Source organism: Nostoc flagelliforme FACHB-838, assembly GCF_014698065.1.
GTDB lineage: Bacteria > Cyanobacteriota > Cyanobacteriia > Cyanobacteriales > Nostocaceae > Nostoc > Nostoc flagelliforme_B.
Genome location: NZ_JACJSI010000036.1, coordinates 14,425 through 36,438 on the forward strand (window position 1 = coordinate 14,425; position 22,014 = coordinate 36,438).

Below are 22,014 nucleotides of genomic sequence, written 5' to 3' on the forward strand. Positions count from 1 at the left end.
TTCGTTCAACCCAACCTACTAGCTGCTTATTTGACTAACTACTAACTTCTTGACCACTCATCAATAATAGTCAAAATTGTTTTATCACCCAAGTTCTTAACAGATTTTACTACATCACGATAATCTTCAAACTCTTGCTTCGGTTTCTTGCGTCGAGCATCAAATATATCTTTTGCAAGTTTTTCAGCCCCACGAATTCTAGAGCGTTGTAACTTTCTAAATAACTCGTCTTTCTCCAAAGAGTTCAATAATTTAAGTGGATTATTCTGTTCATCCTTTTGAGGGATAAGTTTTTCAAGTTCCTTGAACTGATTATCTATTCTCTGTTTTTCTTGTATAACTTCTGACTTAAAATCATTAAAGTGCTTCTCAAGCCGTAATTCTAGATTTGCCAGACGTGGTTCTAACTTTGTTGTTTCAAGCTGTGGTGTTACTGGTTTAATAGAAGAATCAATTCCTTTAAGAGATGCAACTTGTTTTAAAGCTACATCCTCGTTTTCAGAAGATATAATTAAAGCACTAACCATGTCACCTTCATTAGGGTTTTTTTCTTTAGCTCTTACAGCTGAATAGTACTCGAAATGCCCATCAAGTACCTCATATTGTTCAAAGCCAGTCTTTTTTAAGACTAATGGTTTTAAAATACCTCCAGATTCTAGTATCAGGTCAGCAAGAATTTCTAAATCAGCCTCTTGAAAGTTTGAACGAGGAATATTAGAAGTAACACTTTCAACATCTACCATAAAAAACTTAATCATTATTGCATCCCCATTTTACTTAAAACTTCTATAGCTAGAAATTCAAACTCAGCAGCGGCTTGATTTGCAGAAGGTTCATTAAGAGCAAAATCAAGAATAGATTTAGGATCAGGTATTTCCATATTTCCCATTAATATAGTTTTATTAATGCAAGCAGATAAAGCTGTTCTTTCTGAAATTAAACTATCCATTATTGGCATATTATAACGATCATTAATTACACTTTTATGTTTTGCAAATGTGTATTTGAGATACTGAGCATTAGTAGAAATTTTAGATGGAAGAACACCCATAATAGTAAGAGGTGGCTTTCCTAGACCTTCTTTATTCTCATTAATTTCTTGTTGAATAAAGTTTTTTACACTAGGTAATCCTTGGTTAGAAAATGGCTTTAAGTCTGAAGGAATTATTAGGTAATCAGCAGCAGTTAAGGCAGCTTGTGCATACACATCTAAAGATGGAGGCGTGTCGATAATTACAATATCATATTCATTTTTTACTTTTTCTAGTTTTTTAGCCAGTCTGAAACGACTTGGGCCAGATTGGACAAGGTTTTGCTGCAATGCAATCAAGGTGATATGTGAAGGGATAACATCAATTTCTGGATTGTTAAAAAACTTAGATTTACAAACAATATCTGGAATAAATTTAATGTCATTTTTTTCCAATAAATGATAAACATTACAGTTTTTTAAATCATCATCTTCCTCAAATTGAAATTTAATCAATCCTGTCGCAAAAGTTGTATTTGCTTGAGCATCTATATCAATTAGAAGAACTTTTTTCCCTTTTTTACTTAATGCAGCTGCTAAATTTATAGCAACTGTGGTTTTACCTACGCCGCCCTTATGATGGTAGATTGCAATTGTTTTCATTGAATGTTGCCTTTTTGTTTCCAAAATTGATTTTTTTTCAGTTATTTGAACTTCTAGTTTATCTACTAACTGTCTTTCTTTCAGGCTCTCTCTACCAATTAAACTTTTAATCGTATCTAACTTTATTTCAACTTCTTTCCCAGAACATTGAAATATTAATTGAATATCAGTCTGCAATTTTTGATAAATTCTAATCTCTTTGCCATTAGTCAGTAATCCATACCTGACATTCAAGCTGGTTAAATAATGCCTGAGTCGCGGGACATGATTATTTAAGTTTTGTTTGGGATGCTTTGCCTCCATGACGACACTCAGCGGTGAGTTGGCATCTAAGACAAAGGGAATCACTTGTGCGGCAAATGCTAAGAAATCTAAGCGGATGCTACCAACGGCAACCTCTTGATGCCAGGTGTCAGGAGTATAACCTAGCTGTGGTAGCAAATATTGCACTATGAGTTTGCTTTCAACTTCGCTTTCGTTACGGCACAGCTCAGGATTAAAAGGCAATATTTTTCTACCTCTAAATAATTATTGGACTTAAGACGAAACCTCATATTTGCTAGATTATGGCATAGCCTTAATTATGTTGAGTGATAGAAATCACTTAGAAAAATATAAAAAATCATCATAAAATTAGTACTTTTACTGATAAAATAACCAATTCTGAGAGCTAGGCATATTCAAAATTAACAGGCTACGCATATACAGCGTATTTCAGGTAAATGAAGTACATGCGTAGGGGCACAACATGTTGTGCCCCTACAATTATCTGTACTCGCCAAGTTGCTATCTGCTGTATTTACCCATTGCTCCTGTAAATGGCTAGAATCAAAGAGTTTACTCAACCTATTTACGTTAAAGGTTTTGGCTACTGTATCTTGTCCCCGCTGCCATCAACTCGTTGAGAGTCAAGCTATTAGTTGTCCCAATTGCCGGACGATACTCAAAGCTTACGGTCATCCCGGTATTCCATTGCATCGCGCCACTGGGGACGGGTATCTATGCGAGACTTGCACTTATCATGCTGATGATACTTGCAATTTTCCCCAGCGTCCCTACGCCAAAAACTGTACCCTCTACCAAAATATTGAAGAGACAAAGTTAGAGTTAGAACAGCAGCGTTACACTAAGGGTTTTGCAGTAACTGTGAAAAGTTGGGTAAAACGCAATCAGGCTTTGCTGTTGCTATTAGGTTTATTATTGGTCTGTTTATTGTTCGTTATATTAAGACCTTGATTTGGGTTTTCTGGGGAGTGGTGAATATAACGCTTTTGTGTTGAGTCTAATATAGACCTAAAATAGTTCCGATTTTATATTTCAATTGTCTCCCCAGCTAAATTGAAATTTATTTTTTTATTGCTTGTGAGAAATCCGGGTTTATGCATCTGAATTATCGCCTATTTGAATTTCTTGCTCGTATTGCGCGATTGCTTCTTCAATTGTTTCATTACTAACATCTGAAATATCGGATTTGGAATAAATTGTAGTGAGTATAATTCCCTGATCAGTTTTCAGATAATAAATGACTCGATAGCCTCCACTTTTTCCTTTTTGAATGTTGCTATTTTTGAGACGAACTTTAAAAACCTGATATTTAACTCCAGCAATTCTATCACCGAGGATTTCACCTGCTTGAAGTTGGTCAATTAAGGGTTGGAGATCAGTACGAATTGAACGATAGCGTTTGGCAAGTTCTCGAAGATCCCTTTTGAAACGAGGTGTAAGAGCGATCTGGATTGGCGATGGTTCACTCTGCATCGATACCTGACCACATTTCTGAGAGGGGAAGAGTTTGTCCAGTTAAAGCTTCGTGTAAACCTTGGCGAATACCTTCTATAACAACTTCTGTAGGTGTTTCATCAGGATCGGTTTCGTCATCTTCGGAAAGTAAGACGATAACACGAACACGCTGTGGTTTAATGAATCCCAGTGATTTATCGAGCGTAAGTTGTCCACTCTCATTAATTGTCGCTGTGGTTTCAATTGCTTTCATAGATAATGATAGTGTGAGTCAATTCAACCTACTTATAGTCTAGTGCAGCTATCCCCCATTCATCCGGCAATCCCCTCAAATGCTTCATCCAAAATCGCCACTATAGGGAATAGTCAAAAATAACAAACTATGACCAATTCCTAATCTTCAGGCTGTGATGATTTTGGATGCTGCCGCAATCTCAAACTGTGGTGATTTTGGGTTCTTCGGCAATAGGTTCAACTTGTATCGCTGGCGCTTTTTCCTCAAAGGCGGCTAAGTCGAACCAAAAAGTAGTGCCTATACCAACTTCACTCACTAAATGGACTTTACTACGATGTCTGTCGATAATATTTCTAACAATTGATAAACCTAAACCCGTACCTTCTAGGGTATGAACTCGGTTTTCTACGCGAAAGAAGCGTTCAAAAATTGAGTGTTGATCTTCTGTGGCGATGCCAATCCCAGTATCGGAAATTTCAATCCGCACTGGAGAAGATTGGGTGTGACTGGGTTTAAAATCTAGCTGGTAGGCGCGGATTGCCACTTTACCACCGGCTTTGGTGAATTTAAGGGCATTACCAATCAGGTTGCCAAATACTTGTACTAACAGATCATAATTACCCATTACCAGGGGCAAATTAGGAGCAACTTCCTGAACTAGTTCAACACCTTTATCTTTTGCATTGAGTTGGTAAGTACGCAAGGTTTGCTCGATCGCTTGGGCTAAATCTACGCCATCGAAGCTGTAGTTGCGACCAGATTCGAGTTTTGATAAATCTAAAACATCGTTAACTAGGCGGGTTAGGCGATCGGTTTCATGGTTCACAGTTTGCAGAAACTCTTGCCGTTCTTGCAAAGCTAAGTCTTCGCCGTAGTCGTGCAGGGTTTCAATATAAGTTTTAATGTTGAATAGAGGCGTTCGCAGTTCGTGAGAAACGTTGCTGATAAATTGGCTTTTTGCCTCGTTGAGTTCGACCTCACGGGTTATATCTTGGATAGTAATCGCAATACCTTTGATGCTTTCTCTTTGCAGGTTGAGTACTGTAGTCAAGAGAATGCGGATCGTTCGCGGCGCGGGTTGGTTAATAGAAATTCGGAATTCGGCGCTTTCGCATTCGCCTGCTGCCATTTCGTACAAAGGACGGGTGATTTCCATTTGTACCGATGGGGGTAAGTGATGTAACACATTGCAGCCAACGACATCAGCGGTTTCCCAGCCAAAAATTCGCAGCGCTGTAGGGTTGACTAAAATCACTTGCATATTGTTATCAATCAACACAGCACCATCTGCGATCGTCGAAACTAGGGTTTCTAGCTTGGCTTTTTCTGCGGTTAATTCTTCAATATTCTGTTCTTCATAGCGCTCTAATCGCTCTCCCATTTCATTAAAGCTTAAAATTAACTCTCCCAGTTCGCCGCCTAAAGGTAAATCAATGCGCTGCTTGAAATTACCAGTAGCAATTTGCTTTACCCCCACCAGCAGTTCTTTTATTGGCTTAGTGATAGTCAAGGCGTTGATCACTCCTGCCAAAATCACCATTACCCAAATCGTGATAAAAACGGCAATGGTGACATCACGGGTAAAATTGGTGGAGATGACAGCAGTCTGATTGGGATTGATACCGATCGCTAATACACCTAAGTATTTTTGATTGACTATCAAAGGAATAAATACATCGGTAACTGTCCCATCTGGGGTTGTATGTTGCCGCACCATCGGCTTTTCCCCATCCCCAGGGTAATCCTCTGGCAGTTGTATTCGCCGTTTAATGGTGAGGGAGTTTTCTACCTCGGCTTCCCAAAAAGGTATGCCAAAAAAGATTTCCCCGTTTTCGTCAGCGTATAGCATATAACGCACACTAGAGGTGCTGCTGTAGAAGCGTTGAGAAAATTGGGCAACCTCTGTAAGATTATTGTCAGCAATTAGGGGGGCAACGTTGGCAGCAAGTAGCAACCCTAAGTCACGCCCGAAGCGGGTGTCATTCATCCGCGCATCCTGCTGAATTGTATTCACAGCCCAGAAAGTCAGACCACTCATCACCAACGAAACCACCAATGTAGCCACAGCCAGCAGTTTAGTCTGGAGTGTGAACTCAGACCACCAACTTGCGATCGCATTTCGAATTGTTTTTAACAGAGTTAGCATCTTAAATAAAGTTGTTAGTAGTCTTTGTTATAAAGCCCAACAACTAAAAAATTAACAGTTAATTTGACAAATATGTTAGCGGAGAGAGGGAGATGAGAAAGTGCAGGGAATATTTCCGTAAGGTAGTCCTAAGGAATTTACCCCATTTCAGCCATCGGAGTTGATATCGAGTTGAGGATTAACGCGTTAAACCCCATTTTTGTGACTATTGTTTACGCACAGATGAGTAGTCTAACAAAAATCCCACCTGTCGTGATTTTGAAGTTATCTAGCTCACGTTAGCGGTGGCTAGTAAACTTGAACTCAGCCCAAGATACTTAAACCGACGCGCCACCGCTACGATGCTACTGCAAAATCTGTGTACTGCCGCTATAAGCGATCACATCGACAGCAAGGTAAAGTATTAAGTCTGCCTCGCTGCCTGATGAAAATCAGCACCAGCCTTAAAGCCAACATCAAACTGGATGCTTATGGAGTTTTCCCCTGCTTCACGCTGACCACTCTATGACCGATATCTCTTCGGTAATATATGCCCTCAAATTGAATATATTTGATACTAGAGTATGCTTGAGCGATCGCTTGCTCAAAATTTTCGCCGATTCCAGTCACATTTAATACTCGACCCCCATCGGTCACTATTTCTTGTTGCTGGTTCAACTTCGTACCTGCATGAAATACAGTTGCTCCTGTTGCTTCTGCCTCACCAATACCAGTAATCACCTGGTCTTTCTTATACTCTCCTGGATAACCACCGGAAGCGGCAACGACAGTGGCAGATGCTCCCGCTTTCCAAGCAATGGGCGGCAATTCACTTAATCGCTGCTGTACACAGGCTAGAAGCAACTCTTCGAGGGGTGTTTCTAACAGTGGCAAAATTACCTGAGTTTCTGGATCGCCAAAACGACAGTTAAATTCCAAAACCTTCAAGTCGCCATTGGGTGCAATCATCAACCCAGCATACAGTACGCCTCGGTAGTCAATGCCTTTAGCTCGTAAGGTGGCGATCGCTCTTTCTAAGACTTCTGTTTGAATGCGTGCCATCAACTCTGGTGTAGCGATAGGTGCTGGGCTGTATGCTCCCATCCCGCCAGTATTTTCCCCCGTATCGCCGTCACCAATCCGCTTGTGGTCTTGAGCTGGCAACAAGGGTCGAATCGTTAACCCATCGGTTAAAGCTAAAACTGACACCTCTTGCCCAATCAAACATTCTTCGATGACGACAAACTTACCAGCACTGCCAAACTGTCCCTGAAAAATAGCATTAACGGCAGTTTCTGCCTGTTCAATTGTTTCAGCCACCGTTACACCCTTACCAGCCGCCAAACCATCAGCTTTAACAACAATTGGCGCTCCCGTAGCTATCACGTAAGATTTAGCTGCTGCTGCCTCCGTAAATACCGCAGCCCGTGCCGTCGGAATTCCCGCTTCTTGCATTAGGGCTTTTGCCCAAGCTTTACTCGCCTCAATTTGCGCTCCGGCTCTGACTGGGCCAAATACCATCAATCCTTTATCTTGAAGGTAATCTGTGATTCCCTTAGACAGGGGCACTTCTGGCCCAACTATTACTAGAGTTATGCCATGTTCTAGAGAATATCTGCTTATGCCCTCAAAATCATCTACTGCTAGGGGCAAGTTCTGGCAACGTTCCATACTTGCTGTGCCCCCATTGCCTGGTACACAGACAACTTGCTCAATTTGCTTAGATTGCAACAGTTTCCACGCCAGAGCGTGTTCACGCCCCCCATTACCTACAACTAAAACTTTCACTTATTTCCTCGTGCGTCCCTTGCGAAACGAGAATGCCCGATTCGGCTCTCGTAGATCAATTTTTTCATCAATTCTCACACTTGTGCAAGCCCCCTCATGACTAAAAAGACTGAGGAGCATAGTGCAAGAAGAAATCTAGTTATGGAATTTCTACTGTATTTATTTCTAAAATCCAACTTAGTGCATTAAGTAAATGGGCGTAAATAAATATAATATGTTCTTTCATTGCGAGTGCTTCGCTTCTCTACGAGACGCTCCGCGAACACTCGCAATGACATCTTAATATTTAATCATGCCTACCTATTTAGTATAATGTTTACACTCTCCCGATGTTTGCGACGCTGTGCTAGTTACTATTTTTCAAGGCTTTTCAGTCAGCCACATGATAAATTTTATTAATATGAATATTTTCATGTATCTACTTATATTTTTCCCACTACAAGTATACTTTTTAAGTATTTATCATGATTTTTTCAAACATTGGGATAATTGAGTAAAAAATAATCTTCAGCTAATAAAGATTATTGATTACAAGTATTAACTTGTGAAGCTGGAGATTAATGAAAATATCAAAAAATAGACAACATGGCTAAAATTATTGTTACTGGAGCCGCTGGCTTTATTGGTTCTCATCTTGCAGAAACATTGCTGCAACAAGGAGAAGAAGTGATCGGAATTGATGAATTGAATGATTACTACGATCCTATGTTAAAGCGTAAGAATGTTGCCCACTTACATCAGTTACCTGGCTTTACATTAATTGAAGGAGATATGCAGTTTTTAGATTGGCAGCAACTCTTAAAAGATGTTGATGTAGTTTACCATCAAGCGGCCCAAGCAGGTGTTAGAGCAAGTTGGGGTAAAGCTTTTCGTAGTTATACAGAACGAAATATTAATGCTACACAAGTTTTGCTAGAAGCAGCTAAGGATGCTAAAGACCTGAAAAGATTAGTGTTTGCCTCATCATCAAGTGTATATGGTGATGCGGAAACATTACCTACTCATGAGGAAATTTGTCCTCAACCAGTTTCTCCTTACGGCATTACGAAGCTAGCAGCGGAGTTTTTGTGTGAACTGTATCACAAAAACTTTGGTGTGCCCTGTGTGGCATTACGCTACTTCACAGTTTATGGCCCCAAACAGCGCCCAGATATGGCATTTAATAAGTTCTTTAAATCTATTTTGCAGGATGAAGCGATTCCGATTTACGGCGATGGCCAGCAAACGCGGGAGTTTACGTTTGTTAGTGATATCATCGCCGCCAATTTAGCTGCCGCCAGCGCACCCCAAGCAGTGGGAGAAATCTTTAATATTGGCGGTGGTAGCAGAGTAGTTTTAGCGGAAGTTTTGGATACGATTGAAGAAATTGTCGGGAAAAAAATCAAAAAAAACCATATAGAAAAGGCTATGGGAGATGCACGCCACACTGCTGCTGATGTATCTAAAGCACAGAAATTTCTGGGATATCAGCCACAAGTCTCTCTCAGAGAAGGTTTGACGCAGGAATGGCAATGGATTAAATCTTTGTATTGACTGTAAGAAACTAAAAAATAAGAAAGCCTGGGTATAAACAGTCATAAAACTCACTATACACAGGCTTTTCGATAACCAATGCTGCTTACCTTCCTTGCGAAACATTGGCTAGATCAATAGATTTGTCTCAGTTAAGTTTTGTAATATGCTGTTAACTCATAAAAGAGAATCTATCTTAAGAAGTATTGGTCAAAAGAGGTAAAACAAATATAGTAATTATGGTAAAATTTTAACTTTAATAATTTGTATTTAATAAAATAAAAGCTTCAGATGCTAGGGCTTGCTAAAGCTTTTTATTTTGATCGTTAATGGACAAATTTGTGGCACTGAATAGGGCGAAAAATTAAGTTGAACGCGCACAAATTTGATTTCTCCCTCATCATTAATAGATAAGTTATAGCGGTTCCCGATATAGTGAGGTACGTTTTCAAAACTACTAACCTTGCTAACAAAGATTTGGGTATACCTTAGTTGCTTAGAAAACGCTATAGTAAATCAAAAAGATAAATTTTGCCATATTTATTTACGATGTGTCTGATTTTAAAAGGAACCTGCTCCCTGCTTGCTCAATAGGGTCTGAAACCTCGAAGAAGGTATGGGGTTTGCTTCCCTACTTTCTTCATTCACAGCTAGCCTTCATAGTTTGGTGAGTTGAGCAACATGAATGTGGATAAATTTAGCCAACAGATAGAGAAATTGCATTCAGAGATACAGGAACTATTGCAATGTGATAGAACTAAGCCAAACTCACAACAGGAGATTATCACAGAGGCTTTCGAAGAACTTGACACCGCAATGGAAGAACTATTGACAGCCTGCGAAGAGTTAGAGGTAACACGAGCGGCAGTAGAGAAAGAGCGCCAGCGTTACCAAGATTTGTTTGAGTTTGCTCCAGAGGGTTACTTGGTAACTAATACTGTTGGGACAATTAAAGAGGCTAACCATGTAGCAGCAATTTTGCTCGGTGTCCCACAAAAGTATTTAGTAGGTAAACCATTAATTCTCTTTATTGCTCAACAAGACCGCCAGTCTTTTAGCTCTCAAATGAACAATTTGCAGGAGGCACTGAACTGGGAAATTAACCTACAGCCAAGGAGAGGAACGCCTTTCCCTGCTAGTGTGAAAGCGTCTGTAGTATACGACCTTGAGGGGAAGCAGCTTGGCTGGCGTTGGCTGCTGTGCAACATTAGTGAACGTAAGCAAGCTGAAGAAATGTTGCAGCAAGCTTACAGTGAGTTAGAAATACGGGTAGCGGAACGCACGGCGGAACTGGTAAAAGCAAATCAGAAATTGCTAAATGAAATTACAGAGCGTAAACGAGTCGAGTCACAACTCCTGCACCTTGCCTTTCACGATGCACTGACCGGTCTGGCAAATCGTGCTGCATTTATGAAGCGTCTAAGACATGCAATAAATTATTCAAAAATTTAGATTATCTATATGCTGTGCTATTTATCGACCTAGATCGGTTTAAAGTAATAAATGACAGCCTTGGACACCTAAGTGGAGACCAGTTACTGCTTGCTACTGCAAGTAGGCTAAAAGTATGTATACGCTCTATAGACACAGCCGCACGGCTTGGGGGAGACGAATTTACAATCCTGCTTGAGGGAATCAAAGATGTGGCAGATGCCATCGTAGTAGCTGAACGTATTCAGAAGGAACTGGCATTACCCTTTGAGTTTGACGGACAAGAAGTCTTCATTACGGCAAGTATTGGCATTGCATTAAGTTCGACAGTAGACTATCAACACCCAGAAGAACTGTTGAGGGATGCTGATACAGCAATGTACCGAGCTAAGGTGCTAGGTAAAGCGCGTTATGAGCTATTCAACTCAGATATGTATGCTAATGTTCTGGCGAGATTGCAGTTAGAAACCGATTTGCGCCGAGCAATTGAACGCGAAGAATTTCAGGTTTATTACCAACCGATTGTTTCGCTCACCAGCGGCTCTATTTTAGGTTTTGAGGCTCTATTGCGCTGGCAGCATCCAGAGCGTGGTCTGCTTAATCCAGCAGATTTTATTTCCGTAGCAGAGGAAACTGGACTAATTTTGTCCATTGGTAAATGGGCATTGCATGAAGCCTGCCGACAGATGCAAGCTTGGCGGGTGTATCATCGTTCTAACTTGCTAGAGAAAATTAGTGTTAATCTCTCCGTCAAACAATTTTCTCAGTCGGATTTGATTGAGCAGATTGGGCAAATTTTGGACTCAACTGGTCTTGATGCTGGCACTCTAATGCTAGAGATTGCTGAAAGCGTAATTGTGGAAAATGGTCATCAGGTAACTGCCGCAATCTTACAACTTCGAGAGATGGGTATTGATTTATCAATTGATGACTTTGGTACAGGCTACTCTTCATTAGGTGGTCTTTATAAATTTCCGATTAGTGTATTAAAGATTGATCGTTCTTTCATCAGCCGGATGAACACTAATAGTAAAAATATAGAAATTATTGAGATAATTGTCACCTTGGCACATAAGCTGGGTGTGGATGTGCTTGCCGAAGGAGTAGAAACAGAAGAGCAACTAGCACTTTTAAGAAACTTAAATTGTAAATATGGTCAAGGACATTTTTTCTCTGTTCCATTAAATAGCTTGGCAGCAGAGGCATTAATTATGGAAAATCCTCAATGGTAAGGATTATTTTTTGATAACTCAGATTTATAACAAAGACTTAAGTATATTTGACTAAATTAGAAATCGCTATGAGCAATTCTTCTGGTGCTACAGGTTTAACGATGTGCTGTTGAAATCCTGCTTTTAGCGCGTACTGCTGATTAATTTCGCCTGCATAAGCAGTCAGAGCGATCGCGGGAATCTGTTTTCTGCCGATTTTTGCTTCCAGAGTCCGCACCTGTTCCATAAGCATATAGCCGTTCATCTCTGGCATGCCAATATCGCTAAGTAAGATATCTGGCTTTGACTGCGTGAGCGCTTTTAATGCTTCATCTCCTGATGCTACTGCGGTAACGATCGCACCAAACTGTTCTAGGACAAAGCTGAAAAAGTCGCGGCTATCAGCATTGTCATCTACAATCAAGACTTGTAAACCCATCAGGGGAGAAGAGGCAAAAACAGCAGCTGAGGAATCAGGATTTATCTCATCCGGGATTTTCGCACTGTCTTTGATCAGCGGCAATCTAACTGTGAAAATCGCTCCTTGCTCCTCGCCAAGACTTTCAGCCCAAATCGTTCCCCCGTGCATCTCAATCAAGTGACGAGCGATCGCTAAACCTAACCCTAGCCCCCCAAACTTTCTCGTTGTTGTACTATCAGCCTGACGGAAATAGTCAAACATATAAGGTAGAAAGTCTGGGTGAATGCCCTTACCTGTGTCGCTGACGGTAATCTGCGCTTGAGAATCGATGCACTCCAATCGCACATTTACTTTTCCCCCAGTGGGTGTAAACTTGACAGCATTTGATAACAGGTTCCAAAGAACTTGTTGTAAGCGAGCTGAATCACCCAGAACTTTCCCCGTAGTTGGATCAAGCATCGTCTCAATCTCAATGGTTTTAGCCTCTGCTGCCAAATGTACTGTTTCCATTGCGGCTTGAATGGCAGATACCAGATCGACTGGGATCATGTTGAGGCTGAGTTTGCCTTGGAGGATGCGAGAAACATCTAGTAAGTCTTCAATTAGTTGAGCTTGTAATTTGGCATTGCGTTCAATAGTTTTCAATGCTTTACTGAGCGATATATCATCAAATTTACGGCTCTGCAAAAGTTTTGCCCAACCGAGAATCGGATTCAAAGGCGATCGCAGTTCATGGGAAAGTACCGCCAAAAACTCATCTTTAATCCGATTAGCAGCCTCAGCTTCCGCCCTGGCTAATTGCTCAAGTTGCAAAAGGCGATCGCGTTCTGATTCTGTGCGTTTGCGATCGCTGATGTCAGTTAACATAGCGATCGCCCCTAAGAACTCATTTTGCTCATCAAAAATCGCTCTAGCAGAAACCAGTGTCCAGATGTACGAACCATCTTTGCAACACAATCGAGCTTCTTTAAGATTGTTGTTTTCTCGCTTCAGCCACTCCAGTTTCTCTTCATCTGTTATGCCATCAGTCCGATCTATAAAATCAAATATGGAACGACCGAGCATTTCTTCTGCCGGATAGCCCAACATCTGAGACATCCGCTGATTCACAAACTCTGTTTGGGCTTCTTGGTCAATCATCCAGATTCCTTCATAAGAGGTATCAACAATTCTGCGATACTTCGCTTCACTCTTCTGTAAGGACTCCTCTGCTTGCTTGCGCTCACGCCGCTCTTTAGCTTCCCGCAATGCCCGTTGCACTGAAGGAACTAATCGCTCTAATCGTTGCTTTAACACATAATCGGTTGCACCGTTCTTTAAAGCTTCGATCGCTAATTCTTCACCTAGCGCAGCAGAAACAAAAATAAAAGGAACCTCTGGACAATAATTTCGGGCAATTTCCAAAGCTGAAATTCCATCAAAAGAGGGCAAGGCATAATCGGCAAGAATTAAATCGAAAGTCTCCGTTTCCAGAGCAGCCAAGAAATCAGCACCGGTTTCGACTCGGATCAGTTCGTAATTAATTTCCCCTTCGGTTAGCATCGCTTCGGTTAGCTCTGCATCTAAGGCGCTATCTTCCAAAAGGAGGAAACGGAGGAAATTCATCAGTTACTCTCCTTTTGAGGATGAGGCGCTGGAGGTAAAGCACCAACGGGAGGCTGATTGATTACCGCCCAAAACAGGCCAACACCCTTAATGGAATCGACAAAATCATGGTAATCCACTGGCTTGACAACATAAGCATTGACCCCTAACTCGTAGCATCGAACTAAATCCGGTTCCTCACGGGAAGAGGTCAGTACCACAACTGGAATCACTCGCATTACTGGGTCTGATTTGAGTTGTGCTAGTACTTCTAGCCCATCGATTTTCGGCAGTTTCAAATCGAGCAAGACGACAACAGGATACCCTTCCATTCGCAACCGAAACAATCCCCGGCGATAGAGATAATCTAGTGCTTCTTCTCCATCACGCACTACTACCACTTCGTTAGCGAGATGGTTTTCCGACAAGGCAGCTAATATTAACTCTGCATCATTGGCACTGTCCTCAATTAGCAGAATTCGCTTGAGTTCTTTCATCACTCTCATTTATCAACAACTTAGGCAGCGAGAAATAAAAGGTGGCTCCACTGTCAACTACAGCCTCTGCCCAGACTCGACCGTTATGTCGATGAATAATGCGTTGCACGTTTGCCAATCCAACACCAGTGCTTTCAAATTGGGGGTCGCTATGTAAGCGTTGAAATACTCCAAATAGCTTGTGTATATATTGCATATTAAAGCCTACGCCGTTATCTTGAACAAAAAAGACAACTTCGTTTTCGTTGTCAATACCTCCAACGGTGATTTCTGCTAGGTTTTTAGTCTGGGTATATTTTACGGCATTGCCCATCAGGTTGCGAAACACGAGCCGCAGCATGGAGGGGTCGCCCTGAATTTCTGGCAGTGGCTTGATGTGCCAATTGATTTTGCGTTCTTGGGTTTCTGTGACTAAATCGCGTTTTACCTCTTGTACCAATTCCTCCATATTGAGGTTGATGTAGCGCATTTCGGTGCGCCCCATGCGAGAAAATGTCAGCAATTCATCGATCAGTATTCCTGCCTGTTTTGCAGTTTCGGCAATTATTTTCAAATAGCGCTGGCTTGTTTCATCTAAACTTGTTGAGCTATTACGTTTCTGAAGCAATTCTATAAATCCGGCGATGTGGCGTAGCGGTGCCCGCAAGTCGTGAGAAACTGAATAAGAAAAAGATTCGAGTTCTTTATTGGCGGCTTCAAGTTGGGCAGTGCGCTCTTGAATCCGTTGCTCCAGCATTTCGTTGAGTTGTTGTAGGGCGGCTTCGGCAACTTTGCGATCGTGAATGTCGCTAGCGATGCCTACCCATTTGATAGTCTGTCCGGCTGCATCTCGAAATGGCAAACCGCGAACAATATGCCAACGATAGCTACCATCTGAAACTTGACGAAAGCGAATTTCTATTTCGTAGTTTGTACCATTAGCAATAGCCTGCATCGAACTTTTCAAAACGCGATCGCGATCATCAGGGTGAATGGCATAAATCCAGCCATAGCCAGAGGTTTGCTCCATTGTCAGTCCGGTGAAGTCTAACCAGTATTGATTGCAATAGCTAATACCACCATTGCGTAGGCGTAGCCCGTCGTAGACATCGCCCATCCAAATAGCCTGCGGTGACACCTCCGTTAAAATTCGGTATCGCTCCTCACTGTCACGTAGCGCTTTTTCTGCCAAATTGCGATCGTGGGTATCAACACAGGAGCCGATATAGCCGAGAAACTCCCCCGTTGGTGCAAACCGAGGCACACCAGTATCAAAAAGCCAACGATATTCGCCATCATTGCGTCTGAGGCGATATTCCATTGTAAAATTTTGTCGGGCATCAAAGGCATTGGTGTATGTGTCTAAGCAACGCTGAAAATCATCAGGATGAACACCTTCAGCCCACCCATTGCCCATCTCTTGCTCTAGAGTCCGCCCGGTAAAATCTAGCCAAGGTTTATTAAAGTAGTTACAAAGTTTGTCAGTGCCAGACATCCAAATCAGTACGGGAGCGGTGTCTGCCAAATTGCGAAAGCGGGCTTCACTTTCGCGCAACGCTGCTTCTGCTAGCTTGCGCTCGCGTAGTGCGGCTTGCTGTTCGCTGATGTCAGTGATCAACGCTGCATACCCTTCAACGATTCCCTGTCTATTAAACTGAGGAACATAAATACAATTGATGTAGCGTGTGCCACCATCTTTATAAGGAATTTCACCTTCAAATATTAGCTGCTTTCCTGCCAGTACTTGTTCCACATTGGGACGAAGCATTTGATATGCAGATTCACCTAGAACTTCCCAAAGATACTTTCCATAGATTTCTGCTGTCGAATGCCCAAACCACTCTTCATAAGCTCGGTTGTTGAAGCGGTAGCGTTGTTCTGCATCTACAAAAGAAATTAGTACTGGTAAAGTATCTGTAATTAAGCGAAGTTCTGTTTCTCGTTGCCACAGTGCTTCTTCGTTAGACTCTGTTATGCGACCAAACCTGACCTCGTTTTCGCGTAGTGACTTCAAAGTTGCCTCAGCTTGCCATTGGGCTGCGCGGCGTGATTCGTTGAGCCAGCTGATTAACCCTGCTGTCAGCATGAACGCGATTAGGGGGATTACAAGATTCAGATTTGTAATTTTCAGCTCATAAAATGGCTTAAAAAAGAAGTAATTGATTGCCAAAGTAGACAAAATGGTTGCAAGTAAACCAGGCCCCAAGCCACCGTACCAGGCACTCACCATCACCGCAGCAAAAAACAGTGCCGCAGGCGTTGGGGTGAGATATGGATTTAGTAGCAGGGTTGCCCACAGTGCTAAAACAACGGATAGCAAAGCAACACCATAGTGCAGCAGTTGCTCTCGGATGAATGCGCCCTTGTCTCTACGGCCAGCAAAGATGTCTTGGGATTCAGATGCCCTCGCCTTACGACTCATAACCCTAATCTGCTTCTGGAAAATACTGATTTAGCAGTCTTTTGCCGGGTTCGCCCATCTTGCGTAACATTTCTTCTATTAGTTTTAGGGCTATGCTTGAAGGCTCTGTATGCCCATTCTCCCAACGGTTAACTGTTTTGAAAGAAACTCCTATTTTAGCAGCAAACTGTTTTTGAGAAAGATTAAGTTGCTGCCGAAGCTCCCGAATTAAATCTAAAATTTCCAGCCGCTTTGTTACAGGCATTTCTCTATTTTACTTTCATAAAATAATTATCATAGGACAGGCGTCTTATTGATTTTCTCCTACTAAGGAAAGATTTTCTTTGTTTCCGTCTCTTACTGAACCGTATTAGTTAAAAGGTTCGACGATGAAGCTCAAAGGTTCGACGATGAAGCTCAAAGGTTCGACGATGATGCTCAAAGGTTCGACGATGAAGCTCAGAGGTTCAACGATGAAGCTCAAAGGTTCGACGATGAAGCTCAAAGGTTCGACGATGATGCTCAAAGGTTCGACGATGAAGCTCAGAGGTTCAACGATGAAGCTCAAAGGTTCGACGATGAAGCTCAAAGGTTCGACGATGATGCTCAAAGGTTCGACGATGAAGCTCAGAGGTTCAACGATGAAGCTCAAAGGTTCGACGATGAAGCTCAAAGGTTCGACGATGAAGCTCAGAGGTTCAACGATGAAGTTCAGAGGTTCAACGATGATGCTCAAAGGTTCAAGTTTCAGTATCTAAAGGTGAAACTTGAGGTTTCCAATGTTTGGGTAGTTGAAGATTTTCCGGTAGGATGGTTGTGCGATCGCCTTTAGCCAATTCAATCTGCTGTTGTTCTAGGTTTTCGGCTCCCGTAAGGATCGCATTTTTAAGATCAGCACCCAGTAGTTGTTAAATCTTTAATTCCATAATCTAACCTTTGCTCTGTTGATAAACCTTCAACATTCACAAAGGCTAAAAAAACAATAAATAAGCAAAAAATAAATATAAATTGTAGAACTATTAACCAATTTCTCAGAGGGTCTGTCTTGTTATCAGACATATAGAAATTCTAGAGGTTTTTTTAACGAACCGCGAAGGACGCAAAGAGCGCAAAGGGAAGAGAATTTTAAAGGGTTTTTGCCGCAGTCCCGCGAATTGTTGAAAAGCTGAGATGCTCCTGGTAAAAGCATATCATTTTGTAAAACTGGTAGAATGCGCCCAAATAACGAATGATGCTGAGATAACTTAACTAGACTGCCGCCAATGTGTCGGTGCTTCGATATAATCAGGTAGACGAGTAGTGCGATCGCCAAGTGCGTCTGTAATCTGCTGCAACTCTAAATTTTTAGCTCCTGTCAAAATTGTCCCTTCCAGTTTGACATCATTAAGGTTAGTCTCTGAAAAGTTAGCTCCCATCAGGTTTGCTTGAGTCAGGTTAGCTTGATAAAAAGTTGCCCTATATAAATTTGCTCCAATGAGGTTAGCCTGAAACAGGTCAGCTTCCGTTAAGCTGGCTTCGGAGAGGTTGGCAAAATAGACTTCTGTTTGATGAAGCTTGGCTGCATTCAAATTAGCTCCTGAAAGATTAGCACCATTTAAATTAGCCCCACAGAGATTAGCACCAATCAAACCCGTTAGCTGTAGGTTGGCTTTCCCCAATTTTGCTCCTTGCAAATTAGCTAAAAACAGCTTTGCCCCTGAAAGGTTGGCAACTTTTAAGGTTGCTTGTTGCAAGTTAGCTTTATAAAGGTTCGCCCCTTGCAGATTAGCTGCACGCAGACTTGCTCCAGATAGGTTGGCTGAACGCAGGTTTGCCCCAGTGAAGTTGGTACGGTTGAGGTTAGCCCAACAAAGGTTAGCTCCACATAAACTAGCTTTTTCTAATTTGGTTTCATAGAGAATAGACCTAATGAGTTTAGCGCCACTAAGGTCAGCCCCACTCAAGTCAGCTCCACGTAAGTCAGCCCCACTCAAGTCAGCCCCACGTAAATCTGCTTGTTGCAGGTTAACTTTTAACAGGTCTGCTAATCTAATATCGGTGTTACGTAAATCAAGTTTCTGATCTTTTGGGTCTTCGAGTAAATTACGCCTGCCGATAACAGTTAGGGCTGCTTGAATATCGGTGCGTATTTTTGGCAATTCTTCATGGAGATTTTGATCTAGCTGCTGTGTCGGACGCGACTCAGTTCTACGTCTACTTGAGTAAATTTCTGCTTGATATTCCGGCTTTTGTTGCTCCCCTTTTACGTGCTGGATAGGTGCATTCTCTCGCACAAAGGCAGTGAGGATTTCCATAATTGTCCAGTGTTCTTTCGGAAAATCCTGAGCAACTCTTTCTAATGCATAAATTGCGCCTGTCCGGGTTTCGATTTTTTCATGTCCAAGCTGGCCAATTGCCCCCATAAAGCGCTCTGCAATCAATCTGTCTTGATTGAGTTTTGTATTTTGAAGACCAATTTCGAGATTTTTCTCAGCTGCGATCGCATTTTTCTGCATCGCTTGCGCACGCCTTGCCGCATAATAAGTATTAAACATTGCTGCCGATGCGAGAAAAATTATTGCAGTAGTGGTTAATGCTTGGTTTCTATACTGTATTTTTTCCTGTATAGACAATTCTTTAATACTAGACAATACGAAAAAAATTATAGTCAATGAGAAGCCAAATATAACTGTTATGGTTATCAACCAATTCAACTGAGTATCTGTCTTTTTAGAAGACATGGTAAAAATTTTCCTTACAACTTAGAATTATTACTTAGGTGTTGAGGAAAAATAGTATAGCATTTAGCAGAAAATTATAATAGGTGTCCAAACACTCCTTGAACAAAGGAATGATATGGAATATTATTATGTCCTAATTTTCAAAGCTCATTAGGAGTTGCTGCCTATTAGAGACTCAATGAATGCATTCCCCAGTTCTGTCTGTGAAAGTATTAAGCCTTATGTATGTACACTGTAGGTTTGCGGGGTGGGGTAATTAGTGTTTAATAAGTAATCAAGCAGACATGATATTAGTCTTTTACTGAGAGAATTTGATTTCTCTAAGATTTGCCCCATCGAGTATGGCATCATTGAGGGTTGAGATATGTAACCCAGCTAGATATAAACTTGCACGATGCAGGTTAGCTCCACAAAGGTTAGCCCTCTCTAGGTTGGCAGCGCTGAGGATTGCTCCTTCTAAGTTGGCTAAATGTAAATTAGCCCCTTCGAGGTTAGCTGCACTAAGTATTGCTCCTGCTAGATTAGCTTCTTTAAGGTTGGCTCCGGCTAGATTAGCTTGATAAAGATTTGTTTGTTTTAGGTTTGCCCCATTCAAGTTTGCTTCTCTCATGTCCGTATAGCTCAAGTCAAGCTGCTCACCTTCTGGGTCTTTGTTTGCATCTCTTCTGGCGATAACAGTGAGAGCTGCTTGAATATCTACACGAAGTTTTGCTGACAGGTTGTTTGTTACTTTGTCTTGGGGAATACAAGGTGCATTTTCTCGTACAAAAGTAGCAAGAATGTCTGTAATTATCCAGTGGTACTGTGGATAACTTTGGGCAATTCGTTCTAGCTCAATAATTATAGCTAGACTGCTTTCTATTGTGTTATATCCTAGCTGTTGGCTTGCTATTCTTAAACGTTGCTTTGGCGAATAATACTGATTATTTTTAAATTTTTCTTGGAAAGTGTTTATCCAGAGGGATATTTTTGATAGCTGTATATTATTTATTGGTGAAATATTTTTCATAGTATGAAAAAAATCAATAATAACTGAAAATATGCTGAAATGTCCGCAATATTTCTGAAAAATTTATTCGCGTATGTTATGGCAGATGGAATACAGGCCTAACCCCCGCCCCCTCCCCTACAAAAGAAAGGGAGTAAGTCTCAATGCCCTCTCGTTTTAGGAGAGAGGTTTGGAGAAAGGTCAAAGTGTATTGCATACAAATGGGAAACGTTATATTGTTTCATGCGTGGTCAATATTTTAATATGGTTATGCAATAAAAACATGAAGAATATAACTGTTGAAATTCAACAAAACTTACAACCAATAGTTAAAGACCTGGTGTTAATTGGTGGCGGTCACAGTCATGCTATTGTTATGAAAATGTTCGGGATAAAACCGTTACCCGGAGTGCGTTTGACATTGATTACCGCAGCCTCAGACACAGCCTACTCTGGAATGTTACCAGGACACATTGCCGGATTTTACAGCCACGATGAATGCCATATTGACTTGCGACCTTTGGCGAACTTTGCTCAAGCACGGTTATATATTGACACGGTAGTTGCCCTAGACTTGGAAAACAACAAAGTTCTTTGTGCTAACGGACTGGTGGTAGATTTTGATTTGCTGTCTATTGATATTGGCAGCACTCCGTCCAGAATATCTGTATCAGGTGCGGCAGAATATGCGATCGCAGCTAAACCAGTATCGCAGCTATTAGAGCATTGGGATAAATTAATTGAAGCCGTAGGTAAAAATCCTCAAGAACCAATTAGCATTGCGATCGTCGGTGGAGGTGCTGGCGGTGTAGAATTAGCGCTATCGATGCGATCGCGTTTACATCAGATTTTACATCAAACTCAACAACCTATTCAAAACCTGGAAATTCATTTATTTCAGCGTGAGCAAGAACTGATGCCCAATTACCATCAATCAGTGCGGCATCAACTTCAGCAAATTTTAACTGAGCAAGGTATTAAGCTGCACCTTGGGGAAACTGTGTGTAAAATTGCACCTACCACCCACAAGGGAACTAAAGAAGTATTTGAAATAGAATGTGAATCTGGCTTGATAGTAGAGTGCAATAAAATCTTTTGGGTAACACAAGCATCAGCACCCGAATGGTTAAAAACTGCTGGACTAGGAACTGATGAGCAAGGTTTTATTTTGGTAGAAGACACGTTACAATCTCAAACACACCCGCAGGTATTTGCTGCTGGTGACATTGCGACAATGGTGAATCATCCGCGTCCGAAAGCTGGAGTATTCGCAGTTAGACAAGGCAAACCTTTATTTGAGAATTTGCAGCGAATTTTATTAGGTAAGTCACTTAAACCTTATAAACCACAGAAACAATATTTAAGTTTAATTGGTACAGGAGACAAACGAGCGATATCTGCGATGGGCAACGCCTACGCAACCAGAGGCGCTTTTACTTTACCACCTCACAAACTATTGTGGCATTACAAAGATTGGATTGACCGCCGCTTCATGGAACGCTTTCGCTTTGAATAATATCATGTCTGGATAATTGAGTGGGATAAGTTCATGTACACAAACGGACAGATAAGCAACATTACATTAAATGTGTAATCATAAAGAAAGTATTGCATCAATCCTAAAGGCATCATTAATCAATCTATGCTTTGATGCTCCGGTTGTAAGTTATGAAGTTTACAATTTCTGAATAAAAACAACCTTTTGACCTATTGGGACTAGTTACTGGCTGCTCTCAAGCTGCTCTAGCG

The 22,014-nt window shown here is 41.4% G+C and carries 18 protein-coding genes; 5 read left to right on the forward strand and 13 right to left on the reverse strand.

Annotated elements, in window-relative coordinates; all coding sequences use genetic code 11:
• Nucleotides 1–41: 41 nt before the first annotated feature.
• Together H6G97_RS18550 and H6G97_RS18555 are read right to left on the reverse strand one after the other, a co-directional pair.
• Entirely contained in the window at nucleotides 42–758 is a 717-nt protein-coding gene (locus H6G97_RS18550) for a ParB N-terminal domain-containing protein (protein ID WP_190942193.1), read from the reverse strand.
• Nucleotides 758–2,140, reverse strand: coding sequence for an AAA family ATPase (locus H6G97_RS18555; protein WP_190942194.1), 1,383 nt, complete (start codon nucleotides 2,138–2,140; stop codon nucleotides 758–760). Before H6G97_RS18555 ends, H6G97_RS18550 begins: the two co-directional genes overlap by 1 nt.
• A 357-nt stretch (nucleotides 2,141–2,497) precedes the next feature.
• On the opposite strand from H6G97_RS18555, the gene H6G97_RS18560 reads away from it, so the two are divergent.
• Nucleotides 2,498–2,869 carry a zinc ribbon domain-containing protein gene (locus H6G97_RS18560; protein ID WP_190942195.1) on the forward strand — a complete coding sequence of 124 codons (372 nt, stop codon included), beginning with the start codon at nucleotides 2,498–2,500 and terminating at the stop codon, nucleotides 2,867–2,869.
• A gap of 141 nt (nucleotides 2,870–3,010) precedes the next feature.
• On the opposite strand, the gene H6G97_RS18565 is transcribed toward H6G97_RS18560, so the two are convergent.
• The 4 genes from H6G97_RS18565 to purD all read right to left on the reverse strand — a co-directional run bounded on the left by H6G97_RS18565 (nucleotide 3,011) and on the right by purD (nucleotide 7,521).
• The gene (locus H6G97_RS18565; RefSeq protein WP_190942196.1) at nucleotides 3,011–3,391 is read right to left on the reverse strand and encodes a type II toxin-antitoxin system RelE family toxin; all 381 of its coding nucleotides are present in this window, start codon (nucleotides 3,389–3,391) and stop codon (nucleotides 3,011–3,013) included.
• Nucleotides 3,381–3,626, reverse strand: a complete 246-nt coding sequence (locus H6G97_RS18570) for a type II toxin-antitoxin system RelN family antitoxin (protein WP_190727335.1) — start codon at nucleotides 3,624–3,626, stop codon at nucleotides 3,381–3,383. Before H6G97_RS18570 ends, H6G97_RS18565 begins: the two co-directional genes overlap by 11 nt.
• A 181-nt stretch (nucleotides 3,627–3,807) precedes the next feature.
• Complete coding sequence (gene nblS, locus H6G97_RS18575) at nucleotides 3,808–5,754, reverse strand: two-component system sensor histidine kinase NblS (RefSeq protein WP_190942197.1); 1,947 nt, start codon at nucleotides 5,752–5,754, stop codon at nucleotides 3,808–3,810.
• A 468-nt stretch (nucleotides 5,755–6,222) separates the two neighbouring features.
• Nucleotides 6,223–7,521, reverse strand: coding sequence for a phosphoribosylamine--glycine ligase (gene purD / locus H6G97_RS18580; protein ID WP_190942198.1), 1,299 nt, complete (start codon nucleotides 7,519–7,521; stop codon nucleotides 6,223–6,225).
• 585 nt (nucleotides 7,522–8,106) lie between these two features.
• Here purD and H6G97_RS18585 point away from each other — a divergent pair.
• From H6G97_RS18585 to H6G97_RS18595, 3 genes are all read left to right on the forward strand, one after another.
• Nucleotides 8,107–9,054, forward strand: coding sequence for an NAD-dependent epimerase/dehydratase family protein (locus tag H6G97_RS18585; protein ID WP_190942199.1), 948 nt, complete (start codon nucleotides 8,107–8,109; stop codon nucleotides 9,052–9,054).
• A 660-nt stretch (nucleotides 9,055–9,714) separates the two neighbouring features.
• Complete coding sequence (locus H6G97_RS18590) at nucleotides 9,715–10,485, forward strand: PAS domain S-box protein (protein ID WP_190942200.1); 771 nt, start codon at nucleotides 9,715–9,717, stop codon at nucleotides 10,483–10,485.
• A complete protein-coding gene (locus H6G97_RS18595) occupies nucleotides 10,440–11,696 on the forward strand; it encodes a putative bifunctional diguanylate cyclase/phosphodiesterase (RefSeq protein ID WP_190942231.1) in 1,257 nt (418 codons plus the stop codon). Before H6G97_RS18590 ends, H6G97_RS18595 begins: the two co-directional genes overlap by 46 nt.
• A 37-nt stretch (nucleotides 11,697–11,733) precedes the next feature.
• Here H6G97_RS18595 and H6G97_RS18600 read toward each other — a convergent pair whose 3' ends face one another.
• From H6G97_RS18600 to H6G97_RS18630, 7 genes are all read right to left on the reverse strand, one after another.
• Nucleotides 11,734–13,701 carry a hybrid sensor histidine kinase/response regulator gene (locus H6G97_RS18600; RefSeq protein ID WP_190942201.1) on the reverse strand — a complete coding sequence of 656 codons (1,968 nt, stop codon included), beginning with the start codon at nucleotides 13,699–13,701 and terminating at the stop codon, nucleotides 11,734–11,736.
• Nucleotides 13,701–14,177, reverse strand: a complete 477-nt coding sequence (locus tag H6G97_RS18605) for a response regulator (RefSeq protein ID WP_190942202.1) — start codon at nucleotides 14,175–14,177, stop codon at nucleotides 13,701–13,703. Before H6G97_RS18605 ends, H6G97_RS18600 begins: the two co-directional genes overlap by 1 nt.
• Nucleotides 14,146–16,578 (reverse strand): PAS domain S-box protein, encoded by a 2,433-nt coding sequence (locus tag H6G97_RS18610; protein WP_242054987.1) that lies wholly within the window; start codon nucleotides 16,576–16,578, stop codon nucleotides 14,146–14,148. The genes H6G97_RS18605 and H6G97_RS18610 overlap by 32 nt, the downstream gene beginning before the upstream one ends.
• Nucleotides 16,579–16,582: 4 nt before the next feature.
• Nucleotides 16,583–16,822 (reverse strand): helix-turn-helix domain-containing protein, encoded by a 240-nt coding sequence (locus H6G97_RS18615; protein WP_190942203.1) that lies wholly within the window; start codon nucleotides 16,820–16,822, stop codon nucleotides 16,583–16,585.
• 105 nt (nucleotides 16,823–16,927) lie between these two features.
• Nucleotides 16,928–17,293: a hypothetical protein gene (locus tag H6G97_RS18620; RefSeq protein WP_190942204.1), complete on the reverse strand. Its 366-nt coding sequence runs from the start codon at nucleotides 17,291–17,293 to the stop codon at nucleotides 16,928–16,930.
• A 508-nt stretch (nucleotides 17,294–17,801) separates the two neighbouring features.
• Entirely contained in the window at nucleotides 17,802–19,277 is a 1,476-nt protein-coding gene (locus tag H6G97_RS18625; RefSeq protein ID WP_190942205.1) for a pentapeptide repeat-containing protein, read from the reverse strand.
• 298 nt (nucleotides 19,278–19,575) lie between these two features.
• Complete coding sequence (locus H6G97_RS18630; RefSeq protein ID WP_190942206.1) at nucleotides 19,576–20,286, reverse strand: pentapeptide repeat-containing protein; 711 nt, start codon at nucleotides 20,284–20,286, stop codon at nucleotides 19,576–19,578.
• Nucleotides 20,287–20,569: 283 nt separating this feature from the next.
• Between H6G97_RS18630 and H6G97_RS18635 the strand changes: the two genes are divergently transcribed.
• The gene (locus tag H6G97_RS18635) at nucleotides 20,570–21,781 is read left to right on the forward strand and encodes an FAD-dependent oxidoreductase (RefSeq protein WP_190942233.1); all 1,212 of its coding nucleotides are present in this window, start codon (nucleotides 20,570–20,572) and stop codon (nucleotides 21,779–21,781) included.
• Nucleotides 21,782–22,014: the final 233 nt, after the last annotated feature.

Coding starts and splice junctions, on each gene's coding strand:
- H6G97_RS18550 (WP_190942193.1), bottom strand. CDS start 758: ATGATTAAGTTTTTTATGGTAGATGTTGAAAGTGTTACTTCTAATATT.
- H6G97_RS18565 (WP_190942196.1), bottom strand. CDS start 3,391: ATGCAGAGTGAACCATCGCCAATCCAGATCGCTCTTACACCTCGTTTC.
- H6G97_RS18570 (WP_190727335.1), bottom strand. CDS start 3,626: ATGAAAGCAATTGAAACCACAGCGACAATTAATGAGAGTGGACAACTT.
- nblS (WP_190942197.1), bottom strand. CDS start 5,754: ATGCTAACTCTGTTAAAAACAATTCGAAATGCGATCGCAAGTTGGTGG.
- H6G97_RS18585 (WP_190942199.1), top strand. CDS start 8,107: ATGGCTAAAATTATTGTTACTGGAGCCGCTGGCTTTATTGGTTCTCAT.
- H6G97_RS18590 (WP_190942200.1), top strand. CDS start 9,715: ATGAATGTGGATAAATTTAGCCAACAGATAGAGAAATTGCATTCAGAG.
- H6G97_RS18600 (WP_190942201.1), bottom strand. CDS start 13,701: ATGAATTTCCTCCGTTTCCTCCTTTTGGAAGATAGCGCCTTAGATGCA.
- H6G97_RS18605 (WP_190942202.1), bottom strand. CDS start 14,177: ATGAAAGAACTCAAGCGAATTCTGCTAATTGAGGACAGTGCCAATGAT.
- H6G97_RS18610 (WP_242054987.1), bottom strand. CDS start 16,578: ATGAGTCGTAAGGCGAGGGCATCTGAATCCCAAGACATCTTTGCTGGC.
- H6G97_RS18615 (WP_190942203.1), bottom strand. CDS start 16,822: ATGCCTGTAACAAAGCGGCTGGAAATTTTAGATTTAATTCGGGAGCTT.
- H6G97_RS18625 (WP_190942205.1), bottom strand. CDS start 19,277: ATGTCTTCTAAAAAGACAGATACTCAGTTGAATTGGTTGATAACCATA.
- H6G97_RS18630 (WP_190942206.1), bottom strand. CDS start 20,286: ATGAAAAATATTTCACCAATAAATAATATACAGCTATCAAAAATATCC.